General features: G+C 61.1%; 26 protein-coding genes. 2 read left to right on the top strand and 24 right to left on the bottom strand.

The genetic code is table 11. The annotated features are described in order from the left end of the window. Nucleotides 1-35 precede the first annotated feature (35 nt). Nucleotides 36-1,916 (top strand): ABC transporter transmembrane domain-containing protein, encoded by a 1,881-nt coding sequence (locus AC2EBU_RS00985; protein ID WP_484608524.1) that lies wholly within the window; start codon nucleotides 36-38, stop codon nucleotides 1,914-1,916. Between the two features lie 117 nt (nucleotides 1,917-2,033). Here the strand turns inward: AC2EBU_RS00985 and AC2EBU_RS00980 are convergent, their stop codons facing one another. The 7 genes from AC2EBU_RS00980 to AC2EBU_RS00950 all read right to left on the bottom strand — a co-directional run bounded on the left by AC2EBU_RS00980 (nucleotide 2,034) and on the right by AC2EBU_RS00950 (nucleotide 8,936). After that, on the bottom strand, nucleotides 2,034-2,951 hold the full coding sequence (locus tag AC2EBU_RS00980) for a hypothetical protein (RefSeq protein WP_484608523.1): 918 nt from the start codon (nucleotides 2,949-2,951) through the stop codon (nucleotides 2,034-2,036). A gap of 187 nt (nucleotides 2,952-3,138) precedes the next feature. Continuing rightward, nucleotides 3,139-3,906, bottom strand: a complete 768-nt coding sequence (locus AC2EBU_RS00975; RefSeq protein ID WP_484608522.1) for a hypothetical protein — start codon at nucleotides 3,904-3,906, stop codon at nucleotides 3,139-3,141. 412 nt (nucleotides 3,907-4,318) lie between these two features. Then, nucleotides 4,319-5,230 carry a hypothetical protein gene (locus AC2EBU_RS00970; protein ID WP_484608521.1) on the bottom strand — a complete coding sequence of 304 codons (912 nt, stop codon included), beginning with the start codon at nucleotides 5,228-5,230 and terminating at the stop codon, nucleotides 4,319-4,321. Nucleotides 5,231-5,486: 256 nt separating this feature from the next. After that, nucleotides 5,487-5,636 (bottom strand): hypothetical protein, encoded by a 150-nt coding sequence (locus AC2EBU_RS00965; RefSeq protein ID WP_484608520.1) that lies wholly within the window; start codon nucleotides 5,634-5,636, stop codon nucleotides 5,487-5,489. Nucleotides 5,637-5,648: 12 nt separating this feature from the next. Next, entirely contained in the window at nucleotides 5,649-6,215 is a 567-nt protein-coding gene (locus AC2EBU_RS00960; RefSeq protein WP_484608519.1) for a hypothetical protein, read from the bottom strand. A gap of 36 nt (nucleotides 6,216-6,251) precedes the next feature. Next, nucleotides 6,252-7,658: a hypothetical protein gene (locus AC2EBU_RS00955; protein ID WP_484608518.1), complete on the bottom strand. Its 1,407-nt coding sequence runs from the start codon at nucleotides 7,656-7,658 to the stop codon at nucleotides 6,252-6,254. 39 nt (nucleotides 7,659-7,697) lie between these two features. Further along, on the bottom strand, nucleotides 7,698-8,936 hold the full coding sequence (locus AC2EBU_RS00950) for an NAD(P)/FAD-dependent oxidoreductase (RefSeq protein ID WP_484608517.1): 1,239 nt from the start codon (nucleotides 8,934-8,936) through the stop codon (nucleotides 7,698-7,700). On the opposite strand from AC2EBU_RS00950, the gene lhpI reads away from it, so the two are divergent. Next, nucleotides 8,935-9,921 (top strand): bifunctional Delta(1)-pyrroline-2-carboxylate/Delta(1)-piperideine-2-carboxylate reductase, encoded by a 987-nt coding sequence (gene lhpI / locus AC2EBU_RS00945; RefSeq protein WP_484608516.1) that lies wholly within the window; start codon nucleotides 8,935-8,937, stop codon nucleotides 9,919-9,921. The two genes, AC2EBU_RS00950 and lhpI, sit on opposite strands and share 2 nt — an antisense overlap. On the opposite strand, the gene AC2EBU_RS00940 is transcribed toward lhpI, so the two are convergent. The 17 genes from AC2EBU_RS00940 to AC2EBU_RS00860 are packed head-to-tail and all read right to left on the bottom strand — an operon-like array spanning nucleotide 9,902 to nucleotide 25,810. Next, on the bottom strand, nucleotides 9,902-10,405 hold the full coding sequence (locus tag AC2EBU_RS00940) for a DUF1178 family protein (RefSeq protein ID WP_484608515.1): 504 nt from the start codon (nucleotides 10,403-10,405) through the stop codon (nucleotides 9,902-9,904). The genes lhpI and AC2EBU_RS00940 overlap by 20 nt on opposite strands. A gap of 49 nt (nucleotides 10,406-10,454) precedes the next feature. Beyond that, nucleotides 10,455-11,123 (bottom strand): NUDIX domain-containing protein, encoded by a 669-nt coding sequence (locus tag AC2EBU_RS00935; RefSeq protein WP_484608514.1) that lies wholly within the window; start codon nucleotides 11,121-11,123, stop codon nucleotides 10,455-10,457. Between the two features lie 16 nt (nucleotides 11,124-11,139). Then, nucleotides 11,140-11,445 carry a DUF2818 family protein gene (locus AC2EBU_RS00930; protein ID WP_484608513.1) on the bottom strand — a complete coding sequence of 102 codons (306 nt, stop codon included), beginning with the start codon at nucleotides 11,443-11,445 and terminating at the stop codon, nucleotides 11,140-11,142. Between the two features lie 56 nt (nucleotides 11,446-11,501). Then, nucleotides 11,502-12,986, bottom strand: a complete 1,485-nt coding sequence (gene nuoN / locus AC2EBU_RS00925) for an NADH-quinone oxidoreductase subunit NuoN (RefSeq protein WP_484608512.1) — start codon at nucleotides 12,984-12,986, stop codon at nucleotides 11,502-11,504. A gap of 13 nt (nucleotides 12,987-12,999) precedes the next feature. Continuing rightward, entirely contained in the window at nucleotides 13,000-14,475 is a 1,476-nt protein-coding gene (locus tag AC2EBU_RS00920; protein WP_484608511.1) for an NADH-quinone oxidoreductase subunit M, read from the bottom strand. Between the two features lie 14 nt (nucleotides 14,476-14,489). Then, entirely contained in the window at nucleotides 14,490-16,514 is a 2,025-nt protein-coding gene (nuoL, locus tag AC2EBU_RS00915) for an NADH-quinone oxidoreductase subunit L (RefSeq protein WP_484608510.1), read from the bottom strand. Between the two features lie 6 nt (nucleotides 16,515-16,520). Beyond that, nucleotides 16,521-16,829 carry an NADH-quinone oxidoreductase subunit NuoK gene (gene nuoK, locus AC2EBU_RS00910; RefSeq protein WP_484608509.1) on the bottom strand — a complete coding sequence of 103 codons (309 nt, stop codon included), beginning with the start codon at nucleotides 16,827-16,829 and terminating at the stop codon, nucleotides 16,521-16,523. Further along, nucleotides 16,826-17,458, bottom strand: coding sequence for an NADH-quinone oxidoreductase subunit J (locus AC2EBU_RS00905; RefSeq protein WP_484608508.1), 633 nt, complete (start codon nucleotides 17,456-17,458; stop codon nucleotides 16,826-16,828). Before AC2EBU_RS00905 ends, nuoK begins: the two co-directional genes overlap by 4 nt. 43 nt (nucleotides 17,459-17,501) lie before the next feature. Next, nucleotides 17,502-18,011 (bottom strand): NADH-quinone oxidoreductase subunit NuoI, encoded by a 510-nt coding sequence (gene nuoI / locus AC2EBU_RS00900; protein WP_484608507.1) that lies wholly within the window; start codon nucleotides 18,009-18,011, stop codon nucleotides 17,502-17,504. 13 nt (nucleotides 18,012-18,024) lie between these two features. Beyond that, nucleotides 18,025-19,107, bottom strand: a complete 1,083-nt coding sequence (nuoH, locus tag AC2EBU_RS00895) for an NADH-quinone oxidoreductase subunit NuoH (protein ID WP_484608506.1) — start codon at nucleotides 19,105-19,107, stop codon at nucleotides 18,025-18,027. Next, nucleotides 19,104-21,200: an NADH-quinone oxidoreductase subunit NuoG gene (nuoG, locus tag AC2EBU_RS00890; protein WP_484610086.1), complete on the bottom strand. Its 2,097-nt coding sequence runs from the start codon at nucleotides 21,198-21,200 to the stop codon at nucleotides 19,104-19,106. The genes nuoH and nuoG overlap by 4 nt, the downstream gene beginning before the upstream one ends. Nucleotides 21,201-21,213: 13 nt before the next feature. Next, nucleotides 21,214-22,566, bottom strand: coding sequence for an NADH-quinone oxidoreductase subunit NuoF (gene nuoF, locus AC2EBU_RS00885; RefSeq protein ID WP_484608505.1), 1,353 nt, complete (start codon nucleotides 22,564-22,566; stop codon nucleotides 21,214-21,216). Continuing rightward, nucleotides 22,563-23,054, bottom strand: a complete 492-nt coding sequence (locus tag AC2EBU_RS00880) for an NADH-quinone oxidoreductase subunit NuoE family protein (protein ID WP_484608504.1) — start codon at nucleotides 23,052-23,054, stop codon at nucleotides 22,563-22,565. Before AC2EBU_RS00880 ends, nuoF begins: the two co-directional genes overlap by 4 nt. After that, nucleotides 23,051-24,304, bottom strand: a complete 1,254-nt coding sequence (locus tag AC2EBU_RS00875) for an NADH-quinone oxidoreductase subunit D (RefSeq protein WP_484608503.1) — start codon at nucleotides 24,302-24,304, stop codon at nucleotides 23,051-23,053. Before AC2EBU_RS00875 ends, AC2EBU_RS00880 begins: the two co-directional genes overlap by 4 nt. A 24-nt stretch (nucleotides 24,305-24,328) precedes the next feature. After that, nucleotides 24,329-24,937: an NADH-quinone oxidoreductase subunit C gene (locus AC2EBU_RS00870; RefSeq protein WP_484608502.1), complete on the bottom strand. Its 609-nt coding sequence runs from the start codon at nucleotides 24,935-24,937 to the stop codon at nucleotides 24,329-24,331. Nucleotides 24,938-24,946: 9 nt separating this feature from the next. Next, complete coding sequence (locus AC2EBU_RS00865) at nucleotides 24,947-25,426, bottom strand: NuoB/complex I 20 kDa subunit family protein (protein WP_484608501.1); 480 nt, start codon at nucleotides 25,424-25,426, stop codon at nucleotides 24,947-24,949. A 24-nt stretch (nucleotides 25,427-25,450) separates the two neighbouring features. Beyond that, on the bottom strand, nucleotides 25,451-25,810 hold the full coding sequence (locus AC2EBU_RS00860; protein WP_484610085.1) for an NADH-quinone oxidoreductase subunit A: 360 nt from the start codon (nucleotides 25,808-25,810) through the stop codon (nucleotides 25,451-25,453). Nucleotides 25,811-25,820: the final 10 nt, after the last annotated feature.

The following is a 25,820-nucleotide window of genomic DNA, read 5'->3' as shown; positions in this document are numbered from 1 at the left end:
TCCCCCGCCGGCGGCAACACTGCTACGCTCGGACCATGTCCGAGCCTGCTACCCGCTGCGCCGCCGCGCCCGCCCCGTCCGCCTCCGTATCCACTGCCTCCCCGCCCACCGCCGCACCCCGTGCGCTGGGCGGCCTGCTGCCCTTCCTGCGGCCCTACCGCGCCCGCATCGCGCTGGCCGGCGTGTTCCTGCTGCTGGCGGCGGCGGCCACGCTGGCCTTTCCGGTGGTGCTGCGCCAGCTGATCGACCAGGGCCTGGCGCCCACCGACCGGGGCGCGCAGGTGCTGGCGCTGCGCGGCCACTTTGCAGCGCTGTTTGGTGTGGCCGTGGCGCTGGGCCTGTTTTCGGCGGTGCGCTTCTATCTGGTCAGCTGGCTGGGCGAGCGCATCACCGCCGACCTGCGCAACGCCGTCTACGACCGCATGCTGCGCCAGAACCCGGCGTTTTTCGAGACCACCCAGACCGGTGAGGTGCTCAGCCGCCTGACCGCCGACACCACACTGGTGCAGACCGTGGTCGGCTCATCGCTGTCCATGGGCCTGCGCAACGCCGTCATGGGCCTGGGCGCGCTGGGCATGCTGGTGTGGAGCCACCCGGCGGTGATGGTGCAGGTGCTGCTGGTGGTGGGCCTGGTGGTGCTGCCGGCCACCTGGTTCGGCCGCCGGGTGCGGCGCCTGTCGCGCGCCAGCCAGGACCGCGTGGCCGACTCCAGCGCCATCGCGGCCGAAGTGCTCAACGCCGTCACCGTGGTGCAAAGCCACCGCGCCGAGGCGCGCGAAAGCCGCCGCTTTGCCGACGCCAGCGAACGCGCCTTCGGCACCGCCGTGCGCCGCAGCCGCGCCCGCGCGGCGCTGATCGCCTTCATCATCATCGCCAACGCGGCGCTGATCCTGTGGGGCCTGTACCAGGGCACCCAGGCCGTGCTGGCCGGCACCCTGTCGGCCGGCGACCTGGGCCAGGCCGCGCTGTACGTGGCCATTTTTGCCGGCGCGGTGGCCGTGCTGGGCGAGGTCTACGGCGACCTGCTGCGCGCCGCCGGCGCCACCGAACGGCTGATGGAGTTGCTGCACGCGCCGGTGGAAGACGACGCGCCGGCCCCCGACAGGCCGGCATCCGCACCCGCCCCGGCGCTGCTGCTGCCGCGTGACGGCCCGGTGATCCGCTTCGACGCGGTGCGCTTCCACTACCCCTCGCGCCCGGCGCAGGCGGCGCTGGCCGATTTTTCGCTCACCGTGCGGGCCGGCGAAACCGTGGCCCTGGTGGGCGCCAGCGGCGCCGGCAAAACCACGGTGTTCCAGCTGCTGCAGCGCTTTTACCGGCCGCAGCAGGGCCAGATCCGGCTGGGCGGCCAGCTCGTCGCCGATCTGCCACCCGCCGTGCTGCGCGCGCAGATGGCGCTGGTGGCGCAGGACGGCACCATCTTTTCCGCCTCGGTGCGCGACAACATCCGCTACGGCCGCCCGGACGCCAGCGACGAGGCCGTGCGCGCCGCCGCCCGCGCCGCCTTTGCCGACGACTTCATCAGCGCCCTGCCCGAGGGCTACGACACCTTTGTCGGCGAGCGCGGCCTGCGCCTGTCCGGCGGGCAGCGTCAGCGGGTGGCGATTGCCCGCGCCATGCTGTGCGACGCCCCCATCCTGCTGCTGGACGAAGCCACCAGCGCGCTCGACGCCGAAAGCGAACGCATGGTGCAGGCCGCCCTGGATGCCGCCATGCGCAGCCGCACCACCATGGTCATCGCCCACCGCCTGGCCACCGTCAAACGTGCCGACCGCATCGTGGTGCTGGACCACGGCCGCATCGTCGAAACCGGCACCCACGCCGAACTGGTCGCCGCCGGCGGCCCCTACGCCCGGCTGGCGGCCTTGCAGTTCACCGGCGACGAAGAGCCGGCTTCGCGACCGGCGGCTGGGTGAGGAACGGCTGAGGGCGCGGCATTCCACACCGGATGGCTGTCGGCGATGGCCACGAAGCGTTGCAGGGCCGCCGGGTTGACGCCCGGGTCTGCGCGCAGGGTCGAGAAGATCGCGTTGTCAATCGTGAGCGTGCTCATCGGTGATGTCCTTGAAGGAGAAGATTTTGACCAAGCCCAGCTCGGCCAGACAGCCATCTGTGAAAGTCAGCAAGAGCAAGGGAGTGACGGGCGTCAGTTCTTTCGCAGAAGGGCGTGCGAACGGCACCTCATGCCGACGCAGCCGCTCCGTCACGGGATGGGCGAACCCCTTGATCCCGGGGTCCAGAACCAGATCCAGATATCCCTCCACGGCGCGGCTGTTCTGGCATTCCTGCCTGGGGTCTACCTTGATGAGAATGAAAGCGTGCCAGCCATCCAAACGCCCTTCCCTTTTGCCGTTGTAGCGGTATTCCCCCGTCCAAGCGGGACGCGCAAAGAGACCGTCTCTGGCGAAGGTGTCCACAAACGCCCGGTGGCCGCCCTCCACCGGTGGCGTGTCGCTCCAGCGCCGGCTGGTCTGCGTCACGCCCAGCAGTTCCAACGCCTTGGCGCGGTTGGTGAACAGTCCGGGCTCCCGGTACAGGCGCAGCGCGGCATCGAGCAACTGACGTACCTGTGGGTCCAACATCGCGGCGCTTTGCTCCCGGGGGTAGCCTTGCTTGGCATAAATGTCGCCGCGCAGGGCCTCATAGTCGGCCTTGATGGCGTCGTCGTAGGTTTTTGGCGCGCCAACGGATCCGGTCTGTGCGTTCACGATCCCGCCGCAGTACATCAAGAAAAGCGCCACGAACAGGACTCGGATGGAGCCGCCCGTGGACGTGGGGGCGGGCGCCTGGCTCGCACCCTGCAATTGAGCGCCGATTCCGAACGTATCCAGCGTCAAAACGTCGTTTACCGCTCTTTTTCTCATATCAATTTCAATCTCTTCGGTTGATTGGGCCGGAACAGATGGGGCGTCCGGCAGCGCCGAGCCGCCCGGACGACGCCCAAACGCCACTCCAAGCGCCTTTCACGGTCTTTTTGCCCCATACCCAGCGTCAAAAGGTCATTGATTGCTATGAACACCATAGCAATCACCGCTTCCGCCCCGCCGCTGCCGCCACCGTCTGCACCGTGTTGCGCAACCATGGCAGCAAGCGCAGGGGAGTTACTGGTCATCGGTGTAGGCATGCAGGTTTCTCCAATTACCGAACGGCGGGATGGGGTGGAAGCTTCTTGAATTCAGCGGTCAGGCCAGGCACGCAGATCTCATTCAGTTGGTAAACCAAGAAAACCTGTTCCGGCGTATCGGGCAGCCATCGGAAGATCTGATTCGCGGGAATGGGGTAGGGCAAGCGGCCCGGATACATGGGCGAGAAATCGGTGTATGTCGTCGTTCCAACCCATTTGGCGGCGAACACCTCCTTGATGAGCTCCGGCGTCATGCACGGCAACCCATCCCCGTCGCGTTTGCCGGCGGGGGGCATCTTGACGAACTCCAGTCTCAGGTACGACCCCGTCCGAAGGTGGTTCCAGGCAAAGTTGGCTCCCCCGGGGCCTCGATTGCCGTACTCGCCGCCCAAGGGCTCTCTGGTCCTCACGGTTCTGAATACCCAGGAACCGTCGGGATACGGACCGTCCTTGGGCACAACTTCCATGTTGCCCAGGAGCGCATTCATGGCCTTGAAATCAAACGGATCGGTTTCCAGAAACGTGCGCAGTTTGATCAGAAACTCCCGCTCCAGCACGCCCTCGCCCCACTTGGCGGTCGTCGCCGCAGTGGGCGTGGCCGAAGTGGGCGTGACCGAGCTGGCAGCGGGTGCCGACACCGCAACGGCCGCTGGCGCCGCAGTGCCCTGCGCCTGTACGGCCAGCGGCCCGAGGACCGCCGCCAGACCCAGCACCGGCATCAGGCGCCCCAGGGGGGCCAGTGGCAATGGTTTCAAGCCTCTTTTGCCAGTTCCCAGCGTCATTCGGTCATTCCTTGCTATGGTTTTTTTCATCCTGGTTCCCTTTCCTGATGCCCCGTCCGCAAGACAAGCCGCCAGGCGCCCCGCTTTGCCGCCCTGACTGGCGCCCAAACGCCGTTCAAAGCGCTTTTCACGGTCTCTTTGCCCCATACCCAGCGTCAACAGGTCGTTGTTTGCTATGAATGCTGGAGTGGATTCGATTCTCCGAGCGTTTCAGCGCTTTCCCACCGCATTGCCAAATATTCGGGCACCTGAAAGACACAATTGCTGAACACGTATTGGAAGAAACCGGAGCAACCGAATTTAAATCGACCATCATTGGTTCATTGGCCTCTGTTGTATCCTGCCACATCTACGTTCACAAAATTCGCCGCCGAAAAGCGATAACTGTTGTTTAGGGCTTTTTATTGCGCACTCATGGGCGAATTTCTTCGAAGGGATTAATATCTTTCAGGCGCTCAAGCGCTCTTTCAATTTTTTCTATTTTCCATCTGGTATCAATTCGCTGGCGACTTATTCGAGTTAGATCATTGGCAAGTTCCAAACCAAATGCAGATGGATCTCTATCTGATCTTCCAAGCTCCAAGAGCGCCGATCTTTCACTGTCAGATTTAATCATTAAACTTAGTGAATGTTGCGCGTTAAAATGAACCGGGAATTGAGGACTCAGCTGATAGGGCACTGGTGAAGAAACTCGCACACGTGTTACAAAGCGCACATACCGCTTGTCGAAATCGACGGCTATAAAACGTTTTGGCCGCCGACCAACTTCCGAAACACTCTCTCCCCAATTGACAAATTCTTCGTCATGGTTACGACTACGGAATCCGGGTATTTTTTCGTACCGCCTGTTGACAAAAGACCATCGCTCATATTCAAACCCACAATCTCCGCCAACTTTAAAATTCATCGGTGATTTTTTACCGCCTTCCTCACCATTCGTTTCAATCATCAGTATCTCCGCGCGAACGGGAACGATAGCGATCCGCTGATTGGCAGGTGTAGCATCCGGGTTATTGAAATATGGCTGCTCTACCTCAATCGCCCTTGCAATTACCTTTATCGAACCACAGTCATAGCCTGCCTGATCGTCTGCTATAACCCAAGGGGGAGGACGTTTTCCGAAGTGTTGCGCTATTTTGAAGTCGTCATCAATCATCGACTTTATAACTTGCCGTGCTGCCTCCAATTTGCCTCGGGTGGTCGCCCTGTAATCGATGGAATTTCGATCCGGCGCAGGTTGTGCACGCGATTGAAATACGAAAATTGCGAATAAAATACCAACAAATACATTATTAACAGATAGACAATTTCTCAGATTTTGCACATTTTTTCCTTTTTATTCATTGCAATCTCCTGAAATTTGAAGTCTCATTTCAGGCATCGGCTGTTTCTGCCATGTCGAATATTTATGAGGCAGTCATCTGTTTGACGGTTGAGGTACGCCTTGCATCTTCAATGTATTAATGGACAACGACTGTGAGAATCGGTGGTCGGCGGCCTGCCACCGGGCAGTCACCAGTTTTTTCTTCGCCCCATACCCAGCGTCAAAAGGTCGTTGTTTGCTATGACACTCATAGCGTTTACCGCTCCCGCCCCGCCTCGGCCGCCACCGTCTGCACCGGGCTGAGCAGGTCTTGCACGACGCTGCGCCGGCCCTTGTGGATTTCGGCCGCGGCGGGCAGGCGGGCCAGACGGTTGGTGCTCAGTGCTCCAATGACTGCGGTTCCCATGGCTGCGGTCCTTCAGGGTTTGGTGAGGGTGGGGAAAATTTCGTAGGTGACATAGGATTTGGAGTGCCAGCTGCGGTTGAGCGGTGGCGCCTCGTAGTAGGGCTTGGGCCTGGGAGTGATGACGTAGACGTAGAGCCGTGGGCCGTCGATCACAAAGGTCAGGCCGTGGTCTTTCATGTCGGCGGGCAGGCGCTCGCGCAGATCGACCCGCTCTTCGTAGAGCTGACCCGTGGCCTTGACGCGCCAGCGCACATACAGGAATTCGCCGACGGGCATGGGGCCGTTGATGTTGGTGGTGGGCGCGATACTCGAACCATCTTTCCAGACCGGCCCGCGCGGCTTATCCACACTGTTTTTCGTCATACGGTCGTTTGTGCCGTACTCATAGGCCAGCAGGTCAATGGTGCGATCCCAGCCGTCAAAGTCACCGCTGAACGTGAATTGCTGCCATACCTGCCGCGGCCCGACCGCACAAGCGACCAGCGACGAAGCCAACGCGGCGATCGCGATCACCTGGAGGAGCAACCGAAATGGGCCAAAAGCCGGCCGCAACCGGCGATGGTCTGCGCGAGTGTCCATGACTTTTCCCCTCCTTTCAAATCACGATTCAGGTCTTTATTGTTTGACGCGATAGATATTTATCGAATCTGTCGTGGCCCATGCCAGATAGCGGGAATCCGGACTGAAAGCCGCTTGAGCAATGCCACCATTAAAATGCCAGTATGCATCATGAATGAGTTTGCCGTCTTGAAAGTTCCAAAGCCTGAAGGGAGCATTTTTCGGATCAACACCGTTATAGTCGAATCCAAATATATAACGCCCGTCCGGCGAAATCGTTAACTGACTCGCATAGCTTTTCACTCGGTTTCTTTTTTCGCCTGCACGTACCGGTAAAATCTCTGAATTTTCCGGCATTGCATGTAACGGCAGGCAATGTTCGACATCAACGAGACTTTGCGAAAAGGGGCCTGAATACAGCACATGCGCGCCGTTAAAACCACTGCTCAAATAATGATCAACATGCCTTATCCGGGTGCCATCCAATTCATAGGTGTCCTGCTGCCCTTTCAGATCACAAATAATTTTTTTCGTGTGAAGGTTGACTGTCCAGACGACTTTTTCGTAATAGGTGAGAGACCGTTCGTCCCCTGGTACTAAGGCGCGTGGTTTATCAAAATCACGCATGGCATAAACCGTAACCAGAATTTCTTGTTTGCTGCTCAAGCCGACAACTGCCTTCAGCACCCCGAAACGAGGCGTGCCGTCTGGTCGTACCGCATGCGTTTCTTGATAGGGCTCGTTTCGGAATTGATAATTGAATTTCTCCAAACGCGCACCACTAGCGAGGTCATATACCGCAACATGTGGACTTTTTCCGTTTACTCGCCAACTTGTAGATCCTGCAATCACCAACTGGTCTTTACCCAGCACGTTAACAATGCCGGCACCGCCGGTGTTATGCGCGCCTGATCCGGCATACAGCCAGTTTTCTGAAGTATTGTTTTCGACGTTATACAGTCGACGAAAAGGGTGCACTGACATGTCGAAAACGATAAAGGCCGTGGCGTGCAGGATCACCAGATAATTCAGCGTCGGCGACCATAGAACATCGGCGCCCCCCCTGTATTCGCTGACAATTTCAGTATTGCTTCCGGTTTCAATATCGATCACCCCGAATCGCCGCATGCCGGTCGATGTGTAGGCGATTTTTTTGCCATCGGGACTCCAGGCCAGGGAAAAGGGGCTCCATTTCATGTGGGCGTACTCTGGCGCATCGGAAGAACGCACCCGGATGGTTTTGACGAGCTCCAGAGCCGGGGGCTGCGGTCCTGCGGTGCCGAATCCCTGTGGTCCGGCGTCGGAATGGGTCTGGGTGCACGCGCTGGTGCAAAACAGCACCAGCAAAGCGCCGGTGGCGCGGCGGATGAAACCCGTCAATTGCGGGGTCCCGGTCTTGCCCGTTTTTCGGACATTTTGGCTGGTACCCAGCGTCAAATGGTTGGTTCTTGCTATTGTTTTCATGGTTCGTTGGGGCGAGCGACGGCGCCGCGTGGCGGGGTTTCAAATGACGTTCTTTTCCACAATGGGTTCATTGCGGGCGATCCGTTCCAGTGCGAGGGCCGCCACTTCGGGGGCGGGTTGACCGGCCACCAGGCGGGCCAGGGCATGCCCGATGGCGGGCGCGTGCTGCATGCCGTGGCCGGAAAAGCCGGCCGCGACCCACAGGTGTTCGTGTCCGGGCAGGGGGCCGACCAGGCCGTTGTGGTCGAAGGTGTTCATCTCGTAGTAGCCCGCCCAGGCGCTGCGCAGCCGCAGCGCCTCGAACGCGGGCACACGGGCGGCCAGTGCGGGCCAGGCCACGTCGTCGAACAGGCCGTGGTCGATGGCGTGCAGGGGGGCGTCGTCGGGGTCGGCGGGCTGGCCCGGCCGGGTGCGCGGCGGCAGGCCACACAGAAAGCGCTGGCCGCCCCCGGGCTGCGGCTGGCCTTCGGGGCGGAACCACAGGCCGCTGGGGTCGATGACCAGCGGGCAGCCGTCCAGCCGCGCCGGGGCGTCGAAGACAAACACATCGCGCTTTTTGGCCGACACCGGCAGCGGCACCCCCAGCGTGTGTGTCAACCGGTTGATGTGCGCGCCGGTGGCCAGCACCACCTGCGGCGCGTGGTAACGCGCGCCGGATCGGCCCTGCAGGTGCCAGGCCGGGCCGGGCAGCGGCTGGAGGGTGGCAATCTCGTCGTGCACAAACCGCACGCCCAGCGCGGCGGCCTTGCGGCGCAAGGCCTGGTGCAGCGCGGGCCCGTCGAACCAGCCCTCCCCGTGTGCACCCCAGGTGGCGGCCGCGATGCCTTCGGTGGACAGCCACGGGTACTGCGCCGCCAGCGCGGCCGGCGCCAGCCAGCGGATGTCGGCGCCCTGCGCGCACTGGACGCGGTGGTTGTCCTGCAGAGCGGACAGGCCGTTTGCGGAGGCGAGGTAGAGGTAGCCGCGCTCGACGAGGGAGATCGGCGGGGCGTCGTCGCCCACGGCCAGGAGCTCCGGCGCACGCTGCAGGAAGTCAAAGCTCCAGCGCGACAGGGCGATGTTCACTGGTGTGCTGAACTGCTGGCGGATCGAGCTGGCCGACAGCGCGCTGGATGCCTGGGTGTAGGTGGGGTCGCGCTCGACCACGGTGGCGGCGATGCCGTGCCCGGCCGCCAGGAAATACGCGGTGGCGCAACCCATGACCCCGCCGCCGACGATCAGCACCGGCGCGGTGACGGCGCCGGCGGGCGGCGAAGCGGTTTGTACACTGTCACGCATGGTGCACGTCTTTTCTGCTGATGCGGTGCATGCCGCCCTCCCCTGGGATGCCTGTGCTGCCGCCCTGGAGGCAGCCTTTGTTGCCGGCGCCTGTGTGCCGGTGCGGCACGCCCATGCGCTGTCGGATCAGGACACATTGTTGCTGATGCCGGCGTGGGACAACGAGCTGATCCTGACCAAACTGGTGACGGTGATGCCCGGCGCCGCGCACACGGTGCAGGCCACGGTGGTGGCACTGGACCGCGCCACCGGAGCGGTGCGCGCCGTGATGGATGGCGAGGCGCTGACGCTGCGCCGCACGGCGGCCACCTCGGCGCTGGCCGCCCGGGCGCTGTGTGCGCCCTTACCCACGACCTTGCTGATGGTGGGCACCGGGCGGCTGGCCGAGTGGCTGGTGCGCGCGCATGTGGCGCTGGTGCCGGGGATTGCGCGCGTGCTGGTCTGGGGGCGGCGGCCCGAGCGTGCGCGCGCCCTGGTCGGCCGCCTGGCGGCGCTTCACCCCGGACCGTCCATCGAATTCGACAGCGTGGCCTCGCTGGAGGCCGCCAGCCGGCAGGCGAATCTGATTTCCTGCGCCACCACGTCGACCGAACCGCTGGTGCGGGGCGACTGGCTGGCCGAAGGCACGCACCTGGATCTGGTGGGCGGCTTCAAACCCGCCATGCGGGAGGTGGACGATGCCGCGGTGGCGCGCGCGCGAGTGGTGGTGGACACCTATGCCGGCGCGCTCAGCGAAGCCGGTGATCTGGTGCAGCCGATGCAGCGGGGGGTGATCGACCGCAGCCATGTGCGGGCTGAACTGGCCGAGGTGTTGCGGCGGGAGAGGCTTGTGCGCCAGTCGGCGGCGGACGTGACGCTGTTCAAATCGGTGGGGACGGCGCTGGAGGATCTGGCCGCCGCACGGTGTGTGCTGGATGCGATGGGCGGCGCGGTAGGCGGCGCGGACGGCAGCGCAGGCGGTAGCGCTATTGCAGCGGAGTTTTGAGCGCGTCGGGAATGGGCAGGGGAAGGACGTCGATGCCCTCTTCCGCCAGCTCGGCCGCCTGCCGGGCACTGGCCTGGCCCCGAATGGCGCGGTCGGGGGCGTCGCCGTGATGGATGCGGCGGGCCTCGTCGGCAAAGCGGGGGCCGACGTCTTCGGTCTGTTCGAGCACACGGCGCACCATTTGCATCCAGGCAGCCTGCAAGCCTTCGCGGGTGGGCTCGCCCCCGGGGCCGGGGTGCATGAGGGTCGGACTGTCCGGTCCGGCGGGCGGGTGATCCGGCCGACGACGATCGGGCGGGGATGCTTCGGAGCGGCCGGCGCCCAGGTTCAGGCGTGGGGCGGAGGGGCGACGCTCAACATGCAACTCGCCACAGACCGGGCAGGTCAGGAGCTGGCGGCTGATCTGGGCGTGGAAGTCCTCTTCGGAGGCAAACCAGCCTTCGAAGAGGTGCCCGTTGGCGCATTCCAGATTCAGAACCTTCATGGTGCGGTGATTATCCGCCCTGCCGTGTGGCGCCGGGCGATCGGTGGTGTCAGGCCGGGGGGTGCGGCTCATCGGCAAGCGTGGCGACCGGCGCGGCCTGCCAATCGGGGTGCCACTCGCCGCGGTGCAGCCGGTGCAGCCACAGCAAGGCCGCAACGCTTTTTCCGTCGGTCAGCTGGCCGCTGGCCAGGGCGGCGTCCAGTTCGGCCAGGCTGGCCGTGCCGACGTCCAGGAATTCGCCGGGGTCCAGCCGGGCGGGGCCGGCGGTGAGGTGGCGGGCAAACCAGATTTCGATGATTTCGTCGGAGTAACCGACACAGGGGTGAATCAACCCGGCGCGGGCCCACTGGCGGGCCTGGTAACCGGTTTCTTCGGCCAGTTCGCGGACCGCACAGGCCCACGGGGGCTCGCGGGGGTCAATCTTGCCGGCGGGCAGTTCCAGCATGACCTGGCGGACCGGGTAGCGGTACTGGCGCTCGACCACCACGCGCGCTCCGGCGCCGGTGTCGGGATCGTCCAGCAGGCCGACAACCAGCACCGCGCCGGGATGGCGCACGTATTCGCGGGTGGCCTCGCCGCCGTCGGGCAGGCGCACGGTATCGCGGCAGACATGCAGCAGGCGACCGTGGAAGACGGTCTCGCCGTGCAGCGGGGATTCGGTCAGGTGGGGGTCTGCCGCTTCGGGGCGGGCAGCGCCGGGTTCGTCGTTGCGGGTCATGCGGGGCCGCGGGGGCTCAGCGGCGGGGGTGACGCATCAGGTAGCGGTACACAAACCCGGGAAAGGCCAGCGTGAGGAACAGCGCGCCGGTGACGGCATAGAACTCCCAGCGCTGGGGCGCGTTCTGACCGATCTGCCGTTCAAGCAGCATGCCGACCAACCCGACCACGGCGTACAGGACCACCAACTCGATCAGGTGGTGCAGCACGGTTTTGCCCTGGGGCATGGCGCGCACGCCGAGAAAGCGGCGGGTCACGAACGGGAGATTGGCCGCCAGGGCAGCCAGCACGATGACCGAAAAGACCGCAAGGCTGGTGTTCATGCTGTGCAGTGAGTTGCCGGCGAAGAAGGACGCTGACGACGATCGGCGGGCGCCGGTCAGGTCTGCAGCATCTTGACGATGGCCTGGGCGCACAGCGCCATCAGGCCGCCGGGCAGGATGCCAAGGACAAGAATCAATGCGCCGTTGAGCGACAGCACCGCCCGGACGTCCAGGCCAGCCGAGACGGTGGTGGCCGTGACCGGATCGTCAAAGTACATGACCTTGACCACGCGCAGGTAGTAGAAAGCGCCGATCAGCGACATCATGACGGCAAACACGGCCAGGGCGATATAGGTGGCCTGGCCCGACGCCACCAGGGCCTGCAGGACAGACAGTTTGGCGTGGAACCCGACCAGCGGCGGAATGCCGGCGAGCGAGAACAGGCAGACGGCCATGACGCCGGCATACAAAGGGCTGCGCTGGTTGAGGCCGGCCAGATCGCTGATTTCTTCGCTTTCGAAGCCGTCACGGGCCAGCAGCAGGATGATGCCGAACGATGCCAGGGTGGTCAGCACATAGCTGACGGTGTAGAACATGGCGGAACTGTAGGCGTTGGCAGCGGAGAGCGTGTTGCCGTTGACCACACCGGACAGCAGGCCCAGCAGGACAAAACCCATCTGTGCGATGGTCGAGTACGCCAGCATGCGTTTGAGGTTGGTCTGGGCGATCGCCGCGAGGTTGCCGATCAGGAGCGATGCGATTGCCAGGATGCCGAGCATCTGCTGCCAGTCGAACGCCAGGGGCAACATGCCTTCGACCAGCAAGCGGATAGCAATGGCGAACGCGGCGAGTTTGGGCGCGCCACCGATCATGAGCGTGACGGCCGTCGGTGCGCCGTGATAGACGTCCGGTATCCACATGTGGAAAGGCACCACGCCCAGCTTGAACGCCAGCCCGGCAACCACAAAGACCAGACCGAACACCAGCACCTGGTGCTTGATCTGGCCGGTGCTGATGGCCTTGAACACTTCGCCGATTTCCAGCGAGCCGGTCGCACCGTAGATCATGGACATGCCGTACAGCAGGAAGCCCGAGGCCAGAGCACCGAGCACAAAGTACTTCATGGCCGCTTCGGTGGCGACCGCATTGTCGCGGCGCAGCGCCACCAGCGCGTAGCTTGACAGCGTGAGCAGTTCCAGGCCCAGGTAGATCACCAGGAAATGGTTGCCCGAGATCATGATGAAGATGCCCAGCAGCGAGAACAGACCCAGGGTGAAGAGTTCACCGCCGCGCAGCATGTCGCGATCGGCCGCATACGGGCGGGCGTAGACCAGCGTGGCGGCCATGGCCAATGCAGCGAAACATTTGAGCCAGTTGGCCATGGGGTCGCTGACGACCAGGTTGCCAAAGCCATACAGGGTCTGGTTGCCGCTGGCATAGACGGCCTGAATGGCCGCCACACTCAGCAGCGTTGCCATGGTCAGGAGGTAGGTGGGGCCGCGCCGCGGGCTGCGCACAAACAGGTCGATGAGCGCGATGGCACAGGCCATCACCAGAAGAATGATCTCCGGGTAGACGGTGATCAGGCTGATTTTGTCCATGATGTCGCTTGCTTCAGTTCAGTTTGGTCGCGGCCACGTGCTTGAGCAGGTCGAGCACCGAGGCGTCCATCACGTCGGTAAAGGGTTTCGGGTAGACGCCCATGTACAGGGTGGCGGCGCCCAACAACGCCAGCACAAGGAATTCGCGCCCGTTGATGTCGGTGAGGCCGCGAACGTCATCATTGGTCACGGGACCGAGATACACCCGCTTGAACATCCACAGCGTATAGGCCGCGCCGAAGATCAAGGCAGTGGCCGCAAGGAAACCGACCCAGAAGTTCGCCTTGACGGCGCCGAGAATGACCATCCACTCGCCCACGAATCCGGCGGTTCCCGGCAATCCGCAGTTGGCCATGGCAAACAGCAGCGCAAACGCGGCAAATCGGGGCATGGTGTTGACCACGCCGCCGTAACTGGCGATCTCGCGGGAGTGGACCCGGTCATAGAGCACGCCGATGCACAGGAACATGGCACCGGAGACAAAGCCGTGCGCGATCATCTGCACCAGACCGCCGGAGACACCGAGCGGGTTGAAGATGAAAAAACCCAATGTGACGAAACCCATATGCGCCACCGAAGAGTAGGCGACGAGGTTTTTCATGTCCTGCTGGACCATGGCAACCAGGCCGACATAGACCACCGCAATGAGCGACAGGGCAATCATCAGCCAGGCGAATTCGCGGGCGGCATCGGGTGCGATGGGCATGGAAAAACGCAGGAAACCGTAGGCCCCGAGTTTGAGCATGATGGCGGCCAGCACGGCTGAGCCGCCGGTCGGCGCTTCCACGTGCACATCGGGAAGCCAGGTGTGCACCGGCCACATGGGCACCTTGACGGCGAACGCGGCAAAGAACGCAAAGAAGATCAGCGTCTGGGCCGTGCTGGACAGAGGCAGCTTGTGCCAGGTCAGGATGTCGAAGCTGCCGCCGGACTTGGTGTAGAGGAAGATCAGCGCAACCAGCGTGAGCAGCGAGCCCAGCAAGGTGTACAGGAAGAACTTGAATGCCGCGTAAATCTTGTTCGGACCGCCCCAGATGCCGATGATCAGGTACATCGGTATCAGTGTTGCTTCAAAGAACACGTAGAACAGAATGGCGTCGAGCGAGGCGAAGACCCCGATCATCAGGCCGCTCAGGATCAGGAATGCCGCCATGTACTGGTTGACCCGGGTGGTGATGACCTCCCAGCCAGCGATGACAACGACCAGGTTGATGAACGCGGTCAGCGGAATGAACCAGAACGAAATCCCGTCCACACCCAGGTGGTAATGCACATTGAAGCGTTCGATCCAGGAGACTTTTTCCACGAACTGCATCGCGGAGGTTCCGATCTGGAAACCGGTGTACAGCGGTATCGTCACCAACAGTCCGGCTATGGCACCGATCAACGCGATCCAGCGGACCGCGCGCGCCTGATCATCCCGTCCCAGGGCCAGCAGCACCACGCCAAAGGCGATGGGCGTCCAGATGGCAAGGCTCAACAATCCCATTTTTCTTCTTACTCCTACTTGTTGAGCCAGACAAAGTACGTCATGAGGACAAAAATGCCCAGAATCATGACCAGCGCGTACTGGTACAGGTATCCCGACTGCAACCAGCGCACGACGCCGGAAACCCAGCCCACGACGCGCCACGAACCGTTGACCACCAGACCGTCGATCAGGGCACGGTCACCACCCTTCCACAAACCCGTTCCCAGCATGCGTGCGCCCCGGGCGAGAATGTTCTCGTTGAACCAGTCCAGGTAGTACTTGTTTTCCAGCACGCGATAGAGGGGTTCGACGGCTGACTTGATGCGGGCCGGCAGTGCCGGGTTGACCATGTAGAAGTAGTACGCCGTGGCCACGCCCCCGGCAGCCAGCCAGAATGGCAAGGTGACAAAGCCGTGAAGCGCCAGGGCGAAGGCTCCGTGGAAGTCGCGCCGCAGCGTTTCCATTGCGGTATGGATTTCGTGATTGACGTAGATGGCGTCTTTGAGGAACTCACCGAACAGCAGGGGCTGGATGGTGAAATATCCGATCAGCACCGACGGAATGGCCAGCAGGATGAGGGGTAGCGTCACCACCCAGGGCGACTCATGGGGGCTGTGGTCGTGGGCCCCATGGTGGTCATCGGCATGGTGGTCGTCATGGTGTGCGTCTGGATTCTGGTCGTACCGCTCCTTGCCGTGGAACACCAGGAAATACATCCGGAACGAGTAGAACGCTGTGACGAAAACACCGACGACGACGGCAAAGTAGGCCACGCCGGCTGCCGGCAACTGGCTGGCATGCAGGGCCATGATGATCTCGTCTTTCGAGTAGAAGCCCGAGAAGAACGGGGTCCCGATCAGGGCCAGCGAACCGAGCAAGGAGGTCATCCAGGTGATCGGCATGTACTTGCGCACCCCGCCCATCCAGCGGATATCCTGGTTGTGGTGCATGCCCATGATGACCGAGCCGGCACCCAGGAACAGCAGCGCCTTGAAGAACGCATGCGTCATGAGGTGGAAAACGGCAACCGAGTAGGCCGAGGCACCAAGCGCCACCGTCATGTAGCCGAGTTGGGACAGCGTGGAATAGGCGACCACCCGCTTGATGTCGTTCTGGATGATGCCCAGGAAGCCCATGAACAGCGCCGTGATCGCCCCGACGATGAGGATCAGGTTCAGTGCGGTGTCGCTCAACTCAAAGTACGGCGACATCCGGGCGACCATGAAAATGCCGGCAGTCACCATCGTGGCGGCATGGATCAGCGCCGAAATGGGCGTGGGGCCTTCCATCGAGTCAGGCAGCCAGACATGCAGCGGGAACTGCGCCGACTTGCCCATCGCGCCGATAAAGAGGCAGATACAGATCACGGTCACGAGCGACCAGTCGGTCCCTGGGAAACCCAGTTTTCCGATTTCCGCAGCCTTGGCGAAGGCTTCGCCGTAGTTCAGCGTGCCGGTATAGGCGGCTATGAGGCCAATGCCCAGAATGAAGCCGAAGTCGCCGACCCGGTTGACCAGAAAGGCCTTCATGTTGGCAAAAATGGCCGTGGGTTTGTTGAACCAGAATCCGATCAGGAGGTAGGACACCAGGCCTACCGCTTCCCAGCCAAAAAACAGCTGCAAAAGGTTGTTGCTCATGACCAGCATGAGCATGGAGAAGGTGAACAGCGAAATGTAGGCAAAGAAGCGGTTGTAGCCTTCGTCTTCTTGCATGTAGCCGATGGTGTAGAGGTGGACCATCAGCGAAACAAAGGTCACCACCACCATCATCATGGCCGTCAGGCCGTCGACAAGAAAGCCGATCTCCATCTTGAGGCCGCCCACCACCATCCATTCGTAGATGGTCTGGTTGAAACGGGCTCCGTGCATGACGTCCCACAGCGTCATCGCGGAAAGAACAAAGGCCACGAACACGCCAAGAATGGTGGCGGTATGGGACGCCCGGCGGCCAATGAGATTGCCGGCAAACGCGGTACCCAGCAATCCGGCGACGGCCGAACCGACGAGCGGCGCCAGGGGAACCGCCAACAACGTGGCGGCCGAGAGGGTTTGACTCATGTTCTGTTAACCCTTGAGCGTGTTGAGTTCATCCACGTTGATGCTGGACTTGTTACGGAACAACAAGACCAGGATCGCCAGGCCGATGGCCGATTCGGCCGCCGCCACCGTAAGAATGAAGAAAACGAAAACCTGTCCGTGCATGTCGCCCAGGTAATGGGAGAACGCCACGAAGTTCATGTTGACGGCCAGAAGCATCAACTCGATCGCCATCAGCAGAACAATCAGGTTCTTGCGGTTGAGGAAGATGCCAATCACCGCCAGGGCGAAGAGGATCGCCCCCAGCGTCAGAAAGTGTCCGAGTGTCAGCGTCATTCTTTTGACTCCGTCTTGGGTGCCGCAACGGTGGCAGGCACCTTGACCATTTCGAGCCGGTCGGATGCGCGGGTCCGGACCTGGATGCCGGGGTCGATGGCCTTGGAGTCTTTGCGCGAACGCAAAGTCAGTGCAATGGCAGCGATCATCGCCACGAGCAAAATGGAAGCGGCGATCTGGACCGGATAGAGATATTCGGTATAGAGCAGTACCCCAAGCGCCTTGCTGTTGCCCATAGGCACGCCTGCTGGTGACAGGTTCACCACGGTGGGAATACGTGCCTGGTCAAAACCGGTCAGGAGCACTGCGGCCATCTCAAGCGCGACCAATGCGCCCAGTCCCCCCGCCAGCGGGAAATGTTTCCAGAAACCCTTGCGCATGCTGTCAACGTTGATATCGAGCATCATCACGACAAACAGGAACAACACCATGACCGCGCCCAGGTAGACAAGGACCAGCGTAATGGCGAGAAACTCCGCCTTGAGCAACAGCCATACGGCAGACGCCTGCGAAAAAGCGAGCATCAGGTACAGCACGGCATGTACCGGATTGCGGGCTGTAATGACCCGGAAGGCGGCAAACAGCAGCACCACCGAGAACAGGTAAAAGAAGCCGGTCTTCACGTCCATGAATGAAGTCTCTTTATAGGCATTGGTTCAGTCGGCTGGGGCATCAGCGGTACGGCGCATCGGCTGCCTTCGCCGCGGCGATTTCTGATTCGTAGCGGTCGCCAACGGCCAACAGCATGTCTTTGGTGAAGTACAGGTCGCCCCGCTTTTCGCCGTGATATTCGAAAATATGGGTTTCGACGATCGAATCGACCGGACAGCTTTCCTCACAGAAACCGCAGAAGATGCACTTGGTCAGATCGATGTCATACCGGGTGGTGCGGCGAGTGCCATCGTCGCGAACATCGGATTCGATGGTGATAGCCATCGCGGGGCAGACGGCCTCGCATAGTTTGCAGGCGATGCAACGCTCTTCGCCGTTTTCATAGCGGCGCAGGGCGTGCAATCCACGGAATCGGGGTGAAAGAGGGGTCTTCTCCTCCGGGAACTGGACCGTCACCTTGCGGCGGAAAGCGTAACGCCCGGTGAGCGCCATGCCTTTGAAGAGTTCCACCAGGAGGAAACTCTTGAAGAAATCACCGAACGAGAATGGGGCAGCTACAACAGTCGACATAGGATTTACCCGTTCAATGCCAGATGTTCCAAGGGGTATGCATCCAGGCCCCCACGATCAGCAGCCAGATCAGTGTGACCGGAATGAAGATTTTCCAGCCCAGGCGCATGATCTGGTCGTACCGGAAGCGGGGGAAGGTCGCCCGAATCCAGATGAACATGGAAACCACCACAAAGGTCTTCAAACCCAGCCAGATCCATCCTGGAATCCAGTTGAACAGAGCGCTGTCAATTGGCGGCAGCCACCCGCCCAGGAACATGAGGACCGCCAGGATGGAAACCAGCCACATGCTGGCGTATTCGGCCAGGAAGAAGATGGCAAATCCCATACCGGAATACTCGACCATATGCCCGGCGACGATTTCCGCCTCGCCTTCGACGACGTCGAAAGGATGCCGATTGGTCTCAGCGACACCCGAAATCAGGTACACCAGAAAAATGGGCAACAGTGGCAGCCAGTTCCAGGAAAGGAAGTTCAGTCCTTGTTCGGCAGCCATCCCCCGCCCTTGCGACGCCACAATTTCCGAAAGGTTCATGCTGCCGGAGACCATCAGCACCACCAGGAAACAGAAACCCATCGCGATTTCGTAGCTGACCATTTGCGCCGATGCGCGCAAGGCGCCAAGGAAAGCGTACTTGGAGTTGGAGGCCCAGCCGGCAATGATCACCCCATACACCTCAATCGAGGTGATGGCCATGATCAGCAACAGACCGGCGTTGACGTTGGCCAATGCCATGTCGGGGCCGAACGGAATCGCCACCCACGCCGCCAGGGCGGGCATGATGGCCATGATCGGACCGAGTATGAACAGTCCCTTCGAGGCTGCGGACGGCTGGATCAATTCTTTGGTCAACAGCTTCAGCGCGTCAGCAATCGGCTGCAACAGACCGGCAGGGCCAACACGGTTCGGCCCATAACGCACCTGCATGAATCCGAGGAACTTGCGCTCCCACAAGGTGAGATAGGCCACAGCACCCATCAGGGGCGCGAGCACAGCCACAATCTTCAGGAGGTTCCAGATCACGGGCCACGCCGCATTGGCCCACCACGTGGCGCCAATCAGTCCGAGACCGCCGTTGTAGAGTGCGTCAATCATGCGCCTGCCTCCTCTCGCGCGTCGGCTGTCGCCTGCAGCGCCGGGGCACGTCGTACAAGCCCGTCGAGTTGATAGATCGACGCAACGACCGGATCAGGGACCACATGCGGCGATTGCACAGGCCCCGAGGACCGGTTATCGAGCTGCAAAGGCTTAGCGCGGGCCTTTGCCAGAACATCCTGAGATGTCTCAAAGTCGAAACCGGGCAGCTTCAGCAAGCTGCCGAGCACCCGTAACACTTTCCACGCAGGCCGGGTCTCGCCTCGGGGACGGACTACGGCATGAAAACTCTGGCAGATCCCCTCGGCATTGACGAAACTGCCCGATGTTTCGGTAAATGGCGCGATAGGCAACAGGACATCGCTGATATCCAGATTCGTCTTGAACGGACTGAGGGTCACCACCATGTCACATGACGCGAGCCCCTTTGCGTCCTTTGCCGTATCCACCCCCGGCTCCACGCCCAACAGGAGGACTCCTTTGACGGCGCCCCCGAGAATGGCAGCGGCATGGGCGCCGCCTTGAACCGGATGCGCCTGTACCCATTGCGCCCCGACGGTGTTCGCCGCCTCGGTCAGGTAACCTACCGTTGCCCCTGTCTCCTGCGCAATCCATCCGGCAAGTGCCAGGATCGACGAGGCTTGGGCGTGGTGGGCAGCCGCGTTGCCCAACAACACGGCTTTGCGTTCACCGGCCATGAGCGACTGTGCCGCCAGGCGGCTCGCTTCGGTCACGGTGCCGGCCAACGGACTCACGACGCCTTTGACTTCAGCAATCGCTGTTGCCACGCCGGCAAGAAGGTCCAACCACTGACTCGGCGTACCCAGCATGGCATTCACCGGAAGGGCCCACGCATCCGGTCGCTTCAACAAAGCTGCCGATGTCACCGCCGACACAGCGCATCCGTGCCGGGATGCCTGGCGGATTCGCTGGGCAAAAAGCGGATGGTCCTTGCGCAGGTTGGAGCCGACAATCAACGCGCTTTGCAGCGTTGACAACGACGCGATGCTGGTGCCGAGCCAATGTACCCCGGCGTCATTCGCGAACTCGGCATGGCGAAGGCGGTGGTCAATGTTGTCGCTCCCGAGCCCACGCACCAGCTGCGCGGCGAGGTACAGCTCCTCGAGCGTCGAGTGGGGGCTGACCAAAGCGCCTATCGCTGAAGCCCCATGCTCGGAGACAAGACGAGACAGCCCATTGGCAACGTATTCCAGCGCCGTCTGCCAGTCAACCTCTTGCCAGACGCCACCTTGTTTGAGCATGGGACGGTCAAGGCGTTGCTCGCTGTTGAGGGCCTCATACGAAAAGCGGTCGCGGTCAGCAATCCAGCATTCGTTGATGGCTTCATTTTCCAGGGGAACCACACGCATGACGGCGTTGTTCTTGACCTGCACAATCAGGTTTGCACCAGTCGAATCGTGTGGACTGACCGACTTGCGGCGGGACATTTCCCATGTCCGCGCGCTGTACCGGAAAGGTTTGCTGGTCAACGCGCCGACCGGGCACAGGTCGATCATGTTGCCCGACAGTTCCGAGTCGACGGTCTCACCAAGGAATGTCTCGATTTCGGCATGTTCACCGCGATGGGACATCCCGAGTTCCATCGCACCGGCGACTTCCTGGCCGAAGCGCACACAGCGCGTGCAGTGGATGCAGCGGCTCATCTCTTCCATGGATATCAATGGGCCGATGTCCTTGTGGAAGACCACGCGCTTTTCTTCTTCATACCGCGAGCCGGTGCCACCATATCCGACGGCCAGATCCTGCAACTGGCATTCGCCGCCCTGGTCGCAGATCGGGCAGTCCAGCGGATGGTTGATCAGGAGAAACTCCATGACCGATTGCTGGGCTTTGATGGCTCGGTCACTTTTCGTGCGAACGATCATGCCCTGCGTGACGGGCGTCGCGCACGCGGGCATCGGCTTTGGCGCCTTTTCGACGTCCACAAGGCACATCCGGCAATTGGCTGCGATGCTCAGCTTCTTGTGGTAGCAGAAATGGGGAATGTAGGTACCCGCCTTCTCGGCCGCATGCATGACCATGCTGCCTGCCGGGACCTCGACCTTCCGGCCGTCAAGTTCTATTTCAACCATCATGCTGCTCTTGTCAGACGTATGCCGGGACCACACAGGTCTTGTGTTCGATGTGATGCTCAAACTCGTGCCGGAAATGCTTGATCATGCCGCGCACGGGCATGGCAGCGGCATCGCCGAGGGCGCAGATGGTCCGCCCCATGATGTTTTCCGCCACGTTATCGAGCAGGGCCAGGTCGCTGGGCTTTCCGTGCCCGTTTTCGATGCGATCGACGACGCGCCAGAGCCAGCCGGTACCCTCACGGCAGGGTGTACATTGGCCGCAAGATTCGTGCATGTAGAAATAAGACAAGCGCTGTAAGGACTTGACCATGCACCGGCTGTCGTCCATCACGATGACGGCGCCCGAACCCAACATGGAACCCGCTTTGGCGATCGAGTCATAGTCCATCGTGCAGTCCATCATGATCGAAGCGGGCAGAACGGGCGCCGATGATCCTCCCGGAATCACCGCCTTGAGTTTGCGGCCCGTTCGCACACCACCGGCCAGTTCCAGCAATGTGGAGAACGGTGTACCCATCGGCACCTCAAAATTGCCGGGCTTCTCAACATCACCACTGACCGAAAATATCTTGGTGCCACCGTTGTTGGGCTTTCCACATTCGAGGTAAGCCTGACCACCATGGCGAATGATCCAGGGCACCGCCGCAAAGGTTTCGGTGTTGTTGATGGTCGTCGGCTTGCCATACAGGCCGAAGCTGGCTGGAAACGGCGGCTTGAATCGAGGCTGACCCTTCTTGCCTTCCAGCGACTCCAACAATGCGGTCTCTTCACCGCAAATGTAGGCGCCAAAGCCATGCGAGGCGTGCAGCTGAAAGTTGAACGCGCTGCCCATGATCCCATCGCCAAGATAGCCGGCGCTTCGGGCCTCCCGAAGTGCTTCTTCAAACCGGTCGTAGGTGTGGAAGATTTCGCCGTGAATGTAGTTGTACCCTACCGAAATCCCCATCGCATAGGCGGCAATCGCCATTCCTTCGATAACGATGTGGGGGTTGTATTCCATGATGTCACGGTCTTTGCAGGTCCCCGGCTCGCCTTCATCGGAGTTGCAAACCAGATACTTTTGTCCCGGGAACTGGCGGGGCATGAAGCTCCACTTCAGGCCAGTGGGGAAACCGGCACCGCCGCGCCCGCGAAGGGCGGACTCTTTGACCGTTGCGATGACCTGATCCTGCGTCATTCCTTCACCGCCATCTCGCCCGAGAATGCGGCGCAAAGCCTGATACCCGCCACGGGCCTCATAGTCCTTGAGCCGCCAGTTTTCCCCATTGAGTCCGGCATAGATCTGCGGATTGATATGGCGACCGTGAAAGCAGGTCTCCAGACCGCTGGCCTGAAAAGTGTTCAGAAAAGACTGCACGTTCATGCCTGGCTCTCCGAGTTGCGCAGGCCATCAATCAACCGGTCAAGCCGCTCTGCGCCCATGAAACTGCACATGGCACGATCATTGACCAAAAGCACTGGCGCATCCGCACACGCACCCAAGCATTCGCTGGGCTGGACCGTAAACAGGCCGTCGGCCGTTGTTTCACCGACGCGCACATTCAAGGTGTTGCAGAGCCGCTCCAGCGTCTGGGCACCGCCACGCAACTGGCAAGGAAGATTGGTGCAAACGTTGACCTTGAACTTCCCGACCGGTGCCTGGTTGTACATGTTGTAGAACGTCGTCACCTCATGCACGGCCATCACGGGCATGCCAAGGTAGTCCGCCACTTCCTTCTCACTGCCGGGGCTGACCCAGCCCTGTTCCTGCTGAACAATCGACAAGCAGGCCATCACAGCCGACTGCTTTTGCTCCGGCGGGAACTTGGCCACCTCGGCCGCAAAACGGGCCCTGGTCGCTTCGGTGATCATCGGTCAATCTCTCCAAACACAATGTCCAGCGTACCGATGATCGCCACCGCGTCCGCCAACATATGCCCCTTGGCCAGCTCGTCCAACGCGGACAGGTGGGCGAAGCCAGGGGCACGAATCTTCAGGCGATAGGGCTTGTTGGCACCATCGCTGACCAGGTATATGCCAAACTCACCTTTCGGGTGCTCCACAGCGGCGTAGGCTTCGCCAGGGGGAACATGAAAGCCTTCCGTGAAAAGCTTGAAGTGGTGAATCAACCCTTCCATATTGGATTTCATGGCCTCACGGGCGGGCGGAGCAACCTTGTGGTTATCCGTGATCACCGGCCCCGGATTCGCCCGTAGCCAGTCCACACATTGTTTGATGATCCGATTGGACTCGCGCATTTCCGCCACCCGGACAAGATAGCGGTCATAGCTGTCACCAGTCTTTCCGACCGGAATATCGAAGTCGACGCTGGAATAGGTGTCGTACGGCTGCGTCTTGCGAAGATCCCACGCTATTCCCGACCCACGAAGCATCGGACCCGACAGCCCCAGGTTCAGAGCCCGCTCTGCGGTCACGACGCCGATGCCCACCGTTCGTTGCTTCCAGATGCGGTTGTCGGTCAGCAACGTCTCGTACTCGTCAACGTATGCAGGGAAGCGGCGGGTGAAGTCCTCGATGAAATCGAGCAAGCTGCCGCGCCGGTTTTCGTTCAAGGCATTCAAAGCCTTTGCGTTACGAATCTTGCTGACGGTGTACTGGGGCATGGTTTCCGGCAAGTCGCGGTACACGCCGCCAGGGCGGAAATAGGCGGCATGCATGCGGGCCCCGGAAACCGCCTCATACATGTCAAAAAGATCTTCGCGCTCGCGGAAGGTATAGATCAGAATCGTCGAACTACCGCAGTCGTTGCCATGTGAGCCCAACCACATGAGGTGGTTGAGCAGGCGTGTGATCTCGGAGAACATGACCCGGATGTACTGGGCACGAATCGGCACTTCGATTCCCAGCAATTTCTCGATTGCCAGGCAATAGGCATGCTCGTTGCACATCATGGACACATAGTCCAGCCGATCCATGTAGGGCAGCGACTGGATGTAGGTCTTGTGCTCGGCGAGTTTTTCAGTCGCGCGGTGCAGCAGACCAATATGCGGATCGGCTCTTTGCACCACCTCCCCGTCGAGTTCCAGTACCAGGCGCAAAACACCGTGCGCCGCAGGGTGCTGCGGCCCGAAATTGAGTGTGTAGTTCTTGATCTCAGCCATGTTTGAACACCACCGGCCGAAGCCTCAGTGAAGGCCTCCGTATTGGTCTTCCCGAATGACACGAGGGGTGATTTCGCGCGGTTCAATCGATACCGGCTCATAGATGACACGTCGACGTTCACTGTCGTAGCGCATTTCGACATGACCGGACAACGGAAAGTCCTTGCGGAAGGGATGCCCGACAAATCCGTAATCGGTCAGGATGCGTCGCAAATCCGCGTGGCCCTCGAAGACGATCCCGAAAAGATCGAAAGCCTCGCGCTCATACCAGTTGGCACCGCTCCAGATGTCGACAAGCGAATCAACAACCGGGAAATCATCGTCCGGGCAGAAGACCCGCACGCGCACCCGCTGGTTGAGGCTGACCGACAGCAGATGGGAGACGACCGCAAACCGCCCTCCTTCCCAGACACCATCACCGTAGGAAGAATAGTCAACACCGCACAGGTCAATCAGTTGCTCGAAACGACAATTCGCGTCATCGCGCAGCTTGACCATGGCGTCGCGATAGGCCACCGCCGCCACGACCACCGTAACTTCGCCGCGGCTGACCGTGGCCTGAATCAGGGCATCCCCCAAGGCATGCCGAACACGGTCAAGCACTTCCTCCGGCTGAACTGCAAAAACGGACATTACGGCTCCTCAGGCGCGAGCGATGGTTTGGGTGCGGCGAATCTTCTGCTGCAGCTGAATGATTCCGTATATCAACGCCTCCGCCGTAGGAGGACATCCGGGCACATAAACGTCAACCGGAACAACTCGGTCACACCCCCGCACCACGGAATAGCTGTAGTGGTAGTAGCCACCACCGTTGGCGCACGAGCCCATTGAGAGAACCCAGCGCGGTTCACTCATCTGGTCATAAACCTTGCGCAACGCCGGCGCCATCTTGTTGCACAGCGTGCCAGCAACAATCATCAGGTCACTCTGTCGGGGGCTTGCGCGGAAGACCTCCGCCCCGAACCGCCCAATGTCGTAACGGGCTGCCGCTGCGTGCATCATTTCGACAGCACAGCAGGCCAAGCCGAAAGTCATCGGCCACAGCGAACCGGTTTTGGCCCAGTTGACCACGGTGTCATAACTCGTGGTGACAAAGCCTTCTTTGAGTACACCTTCAATCATTGCGAAGTCCTTGCGATGAAACGCTCACTCCCAGTCGAGTGCGCCCTTCTTCCATTCGTACACAAAACCAACCACGAGAATCGTGAGGAAAATCACCACGGCGACAAAGCCGGCAAGGCCGACTTCCTTGAGTGCGACGGCCCAAGGGAAAAGAAACGCAATTTCCAGGTCGAAAAGAATGAACAGAATCGCTACCAGGTAGTAGCGGACGTCAAACTTCATGCGCGCGTCTTCGAACGCCTCAAAACCGCATTCATAGGGGGAGTTTTTTTCCGGATCCGGACGATTCGGACCGAGTACATAGCCGAGAACCTGGGGCAGCACACCCACTGCAATACCGACCAGAATGAAGAGGAGGACAGGCAGGTACTGGTCAAGGCTCATCATGACAGGC

It is taken from the genome of Curvibacter sp. T50 (assembly GCF_057219955.1).
Note: the sequence above shows the minus strand (reverse complement) of the source record. Positions and strands in the feature narration are given on the sequence as shown.

Coding starts and splice junctions, on each gene's coding strand:
- AC2EBU_RS00940 (WP_484608515.1), bottom strand. CDS start 10,405: ATGAAGGTTCTGAATCTGGAATGCGCCAACGGGCACCTCTTCGAAGGC.
- nuoH (WP_484608506.1), bottom strand. CDS start 19,107: ATGATTGACGCACTCTACAACGGCGGTCTCGGACTGATTGGCGCCACG.
- AC2EBU_RS00950 (WP_484608517.1), bottom strand. CDS start 8,936: ATGCGTGACAGTGTACAAACCGCTTCGCCGCCCGCCGGCGCCGTCACC.
- AC2EBU_RS00935 (WP_484608514.1), bottom strand. CDS start 11,123: ATGACCCGCAACGACGAACCCGGCGCTGCCCGCCCCGAAGCGGCAGAC.
- AC2EBU_RS00975 (WP_484608522.1), bottom strand. CDS start 3,906: ATGACGCTGGGAACTGGCAAAAGAGGCTTGAAACCATTGCCACTGGCC.
- nuoI (WP_484608507.1), bottom strand. CDS start 18,011: ATGTCGACTGTTGTAGCTGCCCCATTCTCGTTCGGTGATTTCTTCAAG.
- AC2EBU_RS00930 (WP_484608513.1), bottom strand. CDS start 11,445: ATGAACACCAGCCTTGCGGTCTTTTCGGTCATCGTGCTGGCTGCCCTG.
- nuoG (WP_484610086.1), bottom strand. CDS start 21,200: ATGGTTGAAATAGAACTTGACGGCCGGAAGGTCGAGGTCCCGGCAGGC.
- AC2EBU_RS00870 (WP_484608502.1), bottom strand. CDS start 24,937: ATGTCCGTTTTTGCAGTTCAGCCGGAGGAAGTGCTTGACCGTGTTCGG.
- AC2EBU_RS00865 (WP_484608501.1), bottom strand. CDS start 25,426: ATGATTGAAGGTGTACTCAAAGAAGGCTTTGTCACCACGAGTTATGAC.
- AC2EBU_RS00965 (WP_484608520.1), bottom strand. CDS start 5,636: ATGGGAACCGCAGTCATTGGAGCACTGAGCACCAACCGTCTGGCCCGC.
- AC2EBU_RS00960 (WP_484608519.1), bottom strand. CDS start 6,215: ATGGACACTCGCGCAGACCATCGCCGGTTGCGGCCGGCTTTTGGCCCA.
- nuoL (WP_484608510.1), bottom strand. CDS start 16,514: ATGAGTCAAACCCTCTCGGCCGCCACGTTGTTGGCGGTTCCCCTGGCG.
- nuoN (WP_484608512.1), bottom strand. CDS start 12,986: ATGGACAAAATCAGCCTGATCACCGTCTACCCGGAGATCATTCTTCTG.
- AC2EBU_RS00955 (WP_484608518.1), bottom strand. CDS start 7,658: ATGAAAACAATAGCAAGAACCAACCATTTGACGCTGGGTACCAGCCAA.
- nuoK (WP_484608509.1), bottom strand. CDS start 16,829: ATGACGCTGACACTCGGACACTTTCTGACGCTGGGGGCGATCCTCTTC.
- AC2EBU_RS00875 (WP_484608503.1), bottom strand. CDS start 24,304: ATGGCTGAGATCAAGAACTACACACTCAATTTCGGGCCGCAGCACCCT.
- nuoF (WP_484608505.1), bottom strand. CDS start 22,566: ATGAACGTGCAGTCTTTTCTGAACACTTTTCAGGCCAGCGGTCTGGAG.
- AC2EBU_RS00905 (WP_484608508.1), bottom strand. CDS start 17,458: ATGGACGTGAAGACCGGCTTCTTTTACCTGTTCTCGGTGGTGCTGCTG.
- AC2EBU_RS00880 (WP_484608504.1), bottom strand. CDS start 23,054: ATGATCACCGAAGCGACCAGGGCCCGTTTTGCGGCCGAGGTGGCCAAG.
- AC2EBU_RS00920 (WP_484608511.1), bottom strand. CDS start 14,475: ATGGGATTGTTGAGCCTTGCCATCTGGACGCCCATCGCCTTTGGCGTG.
- AC2EBU_RS00860 (WP_484610085.1), bottom strand. CDS start 25,810: ATGAGCCTTGACCAGTACCTGCCTGTCCTCCTCTTCATTCTGGTCGGT.
- lhpI (WP_484608516.1), top strand. CDS start 8,935: ATGGTGCACGTCTTTTCTGCTGATGCGGTGCATGCCGCCCTCCCCTGG.
- AC2EBU_RS00985 (WP_484608524.1), top strand. CDS start 36: ATGTCCGAGCCTGCTACCCGCTGCGCCGCCGCGCCCGCCCCGTCCGCC.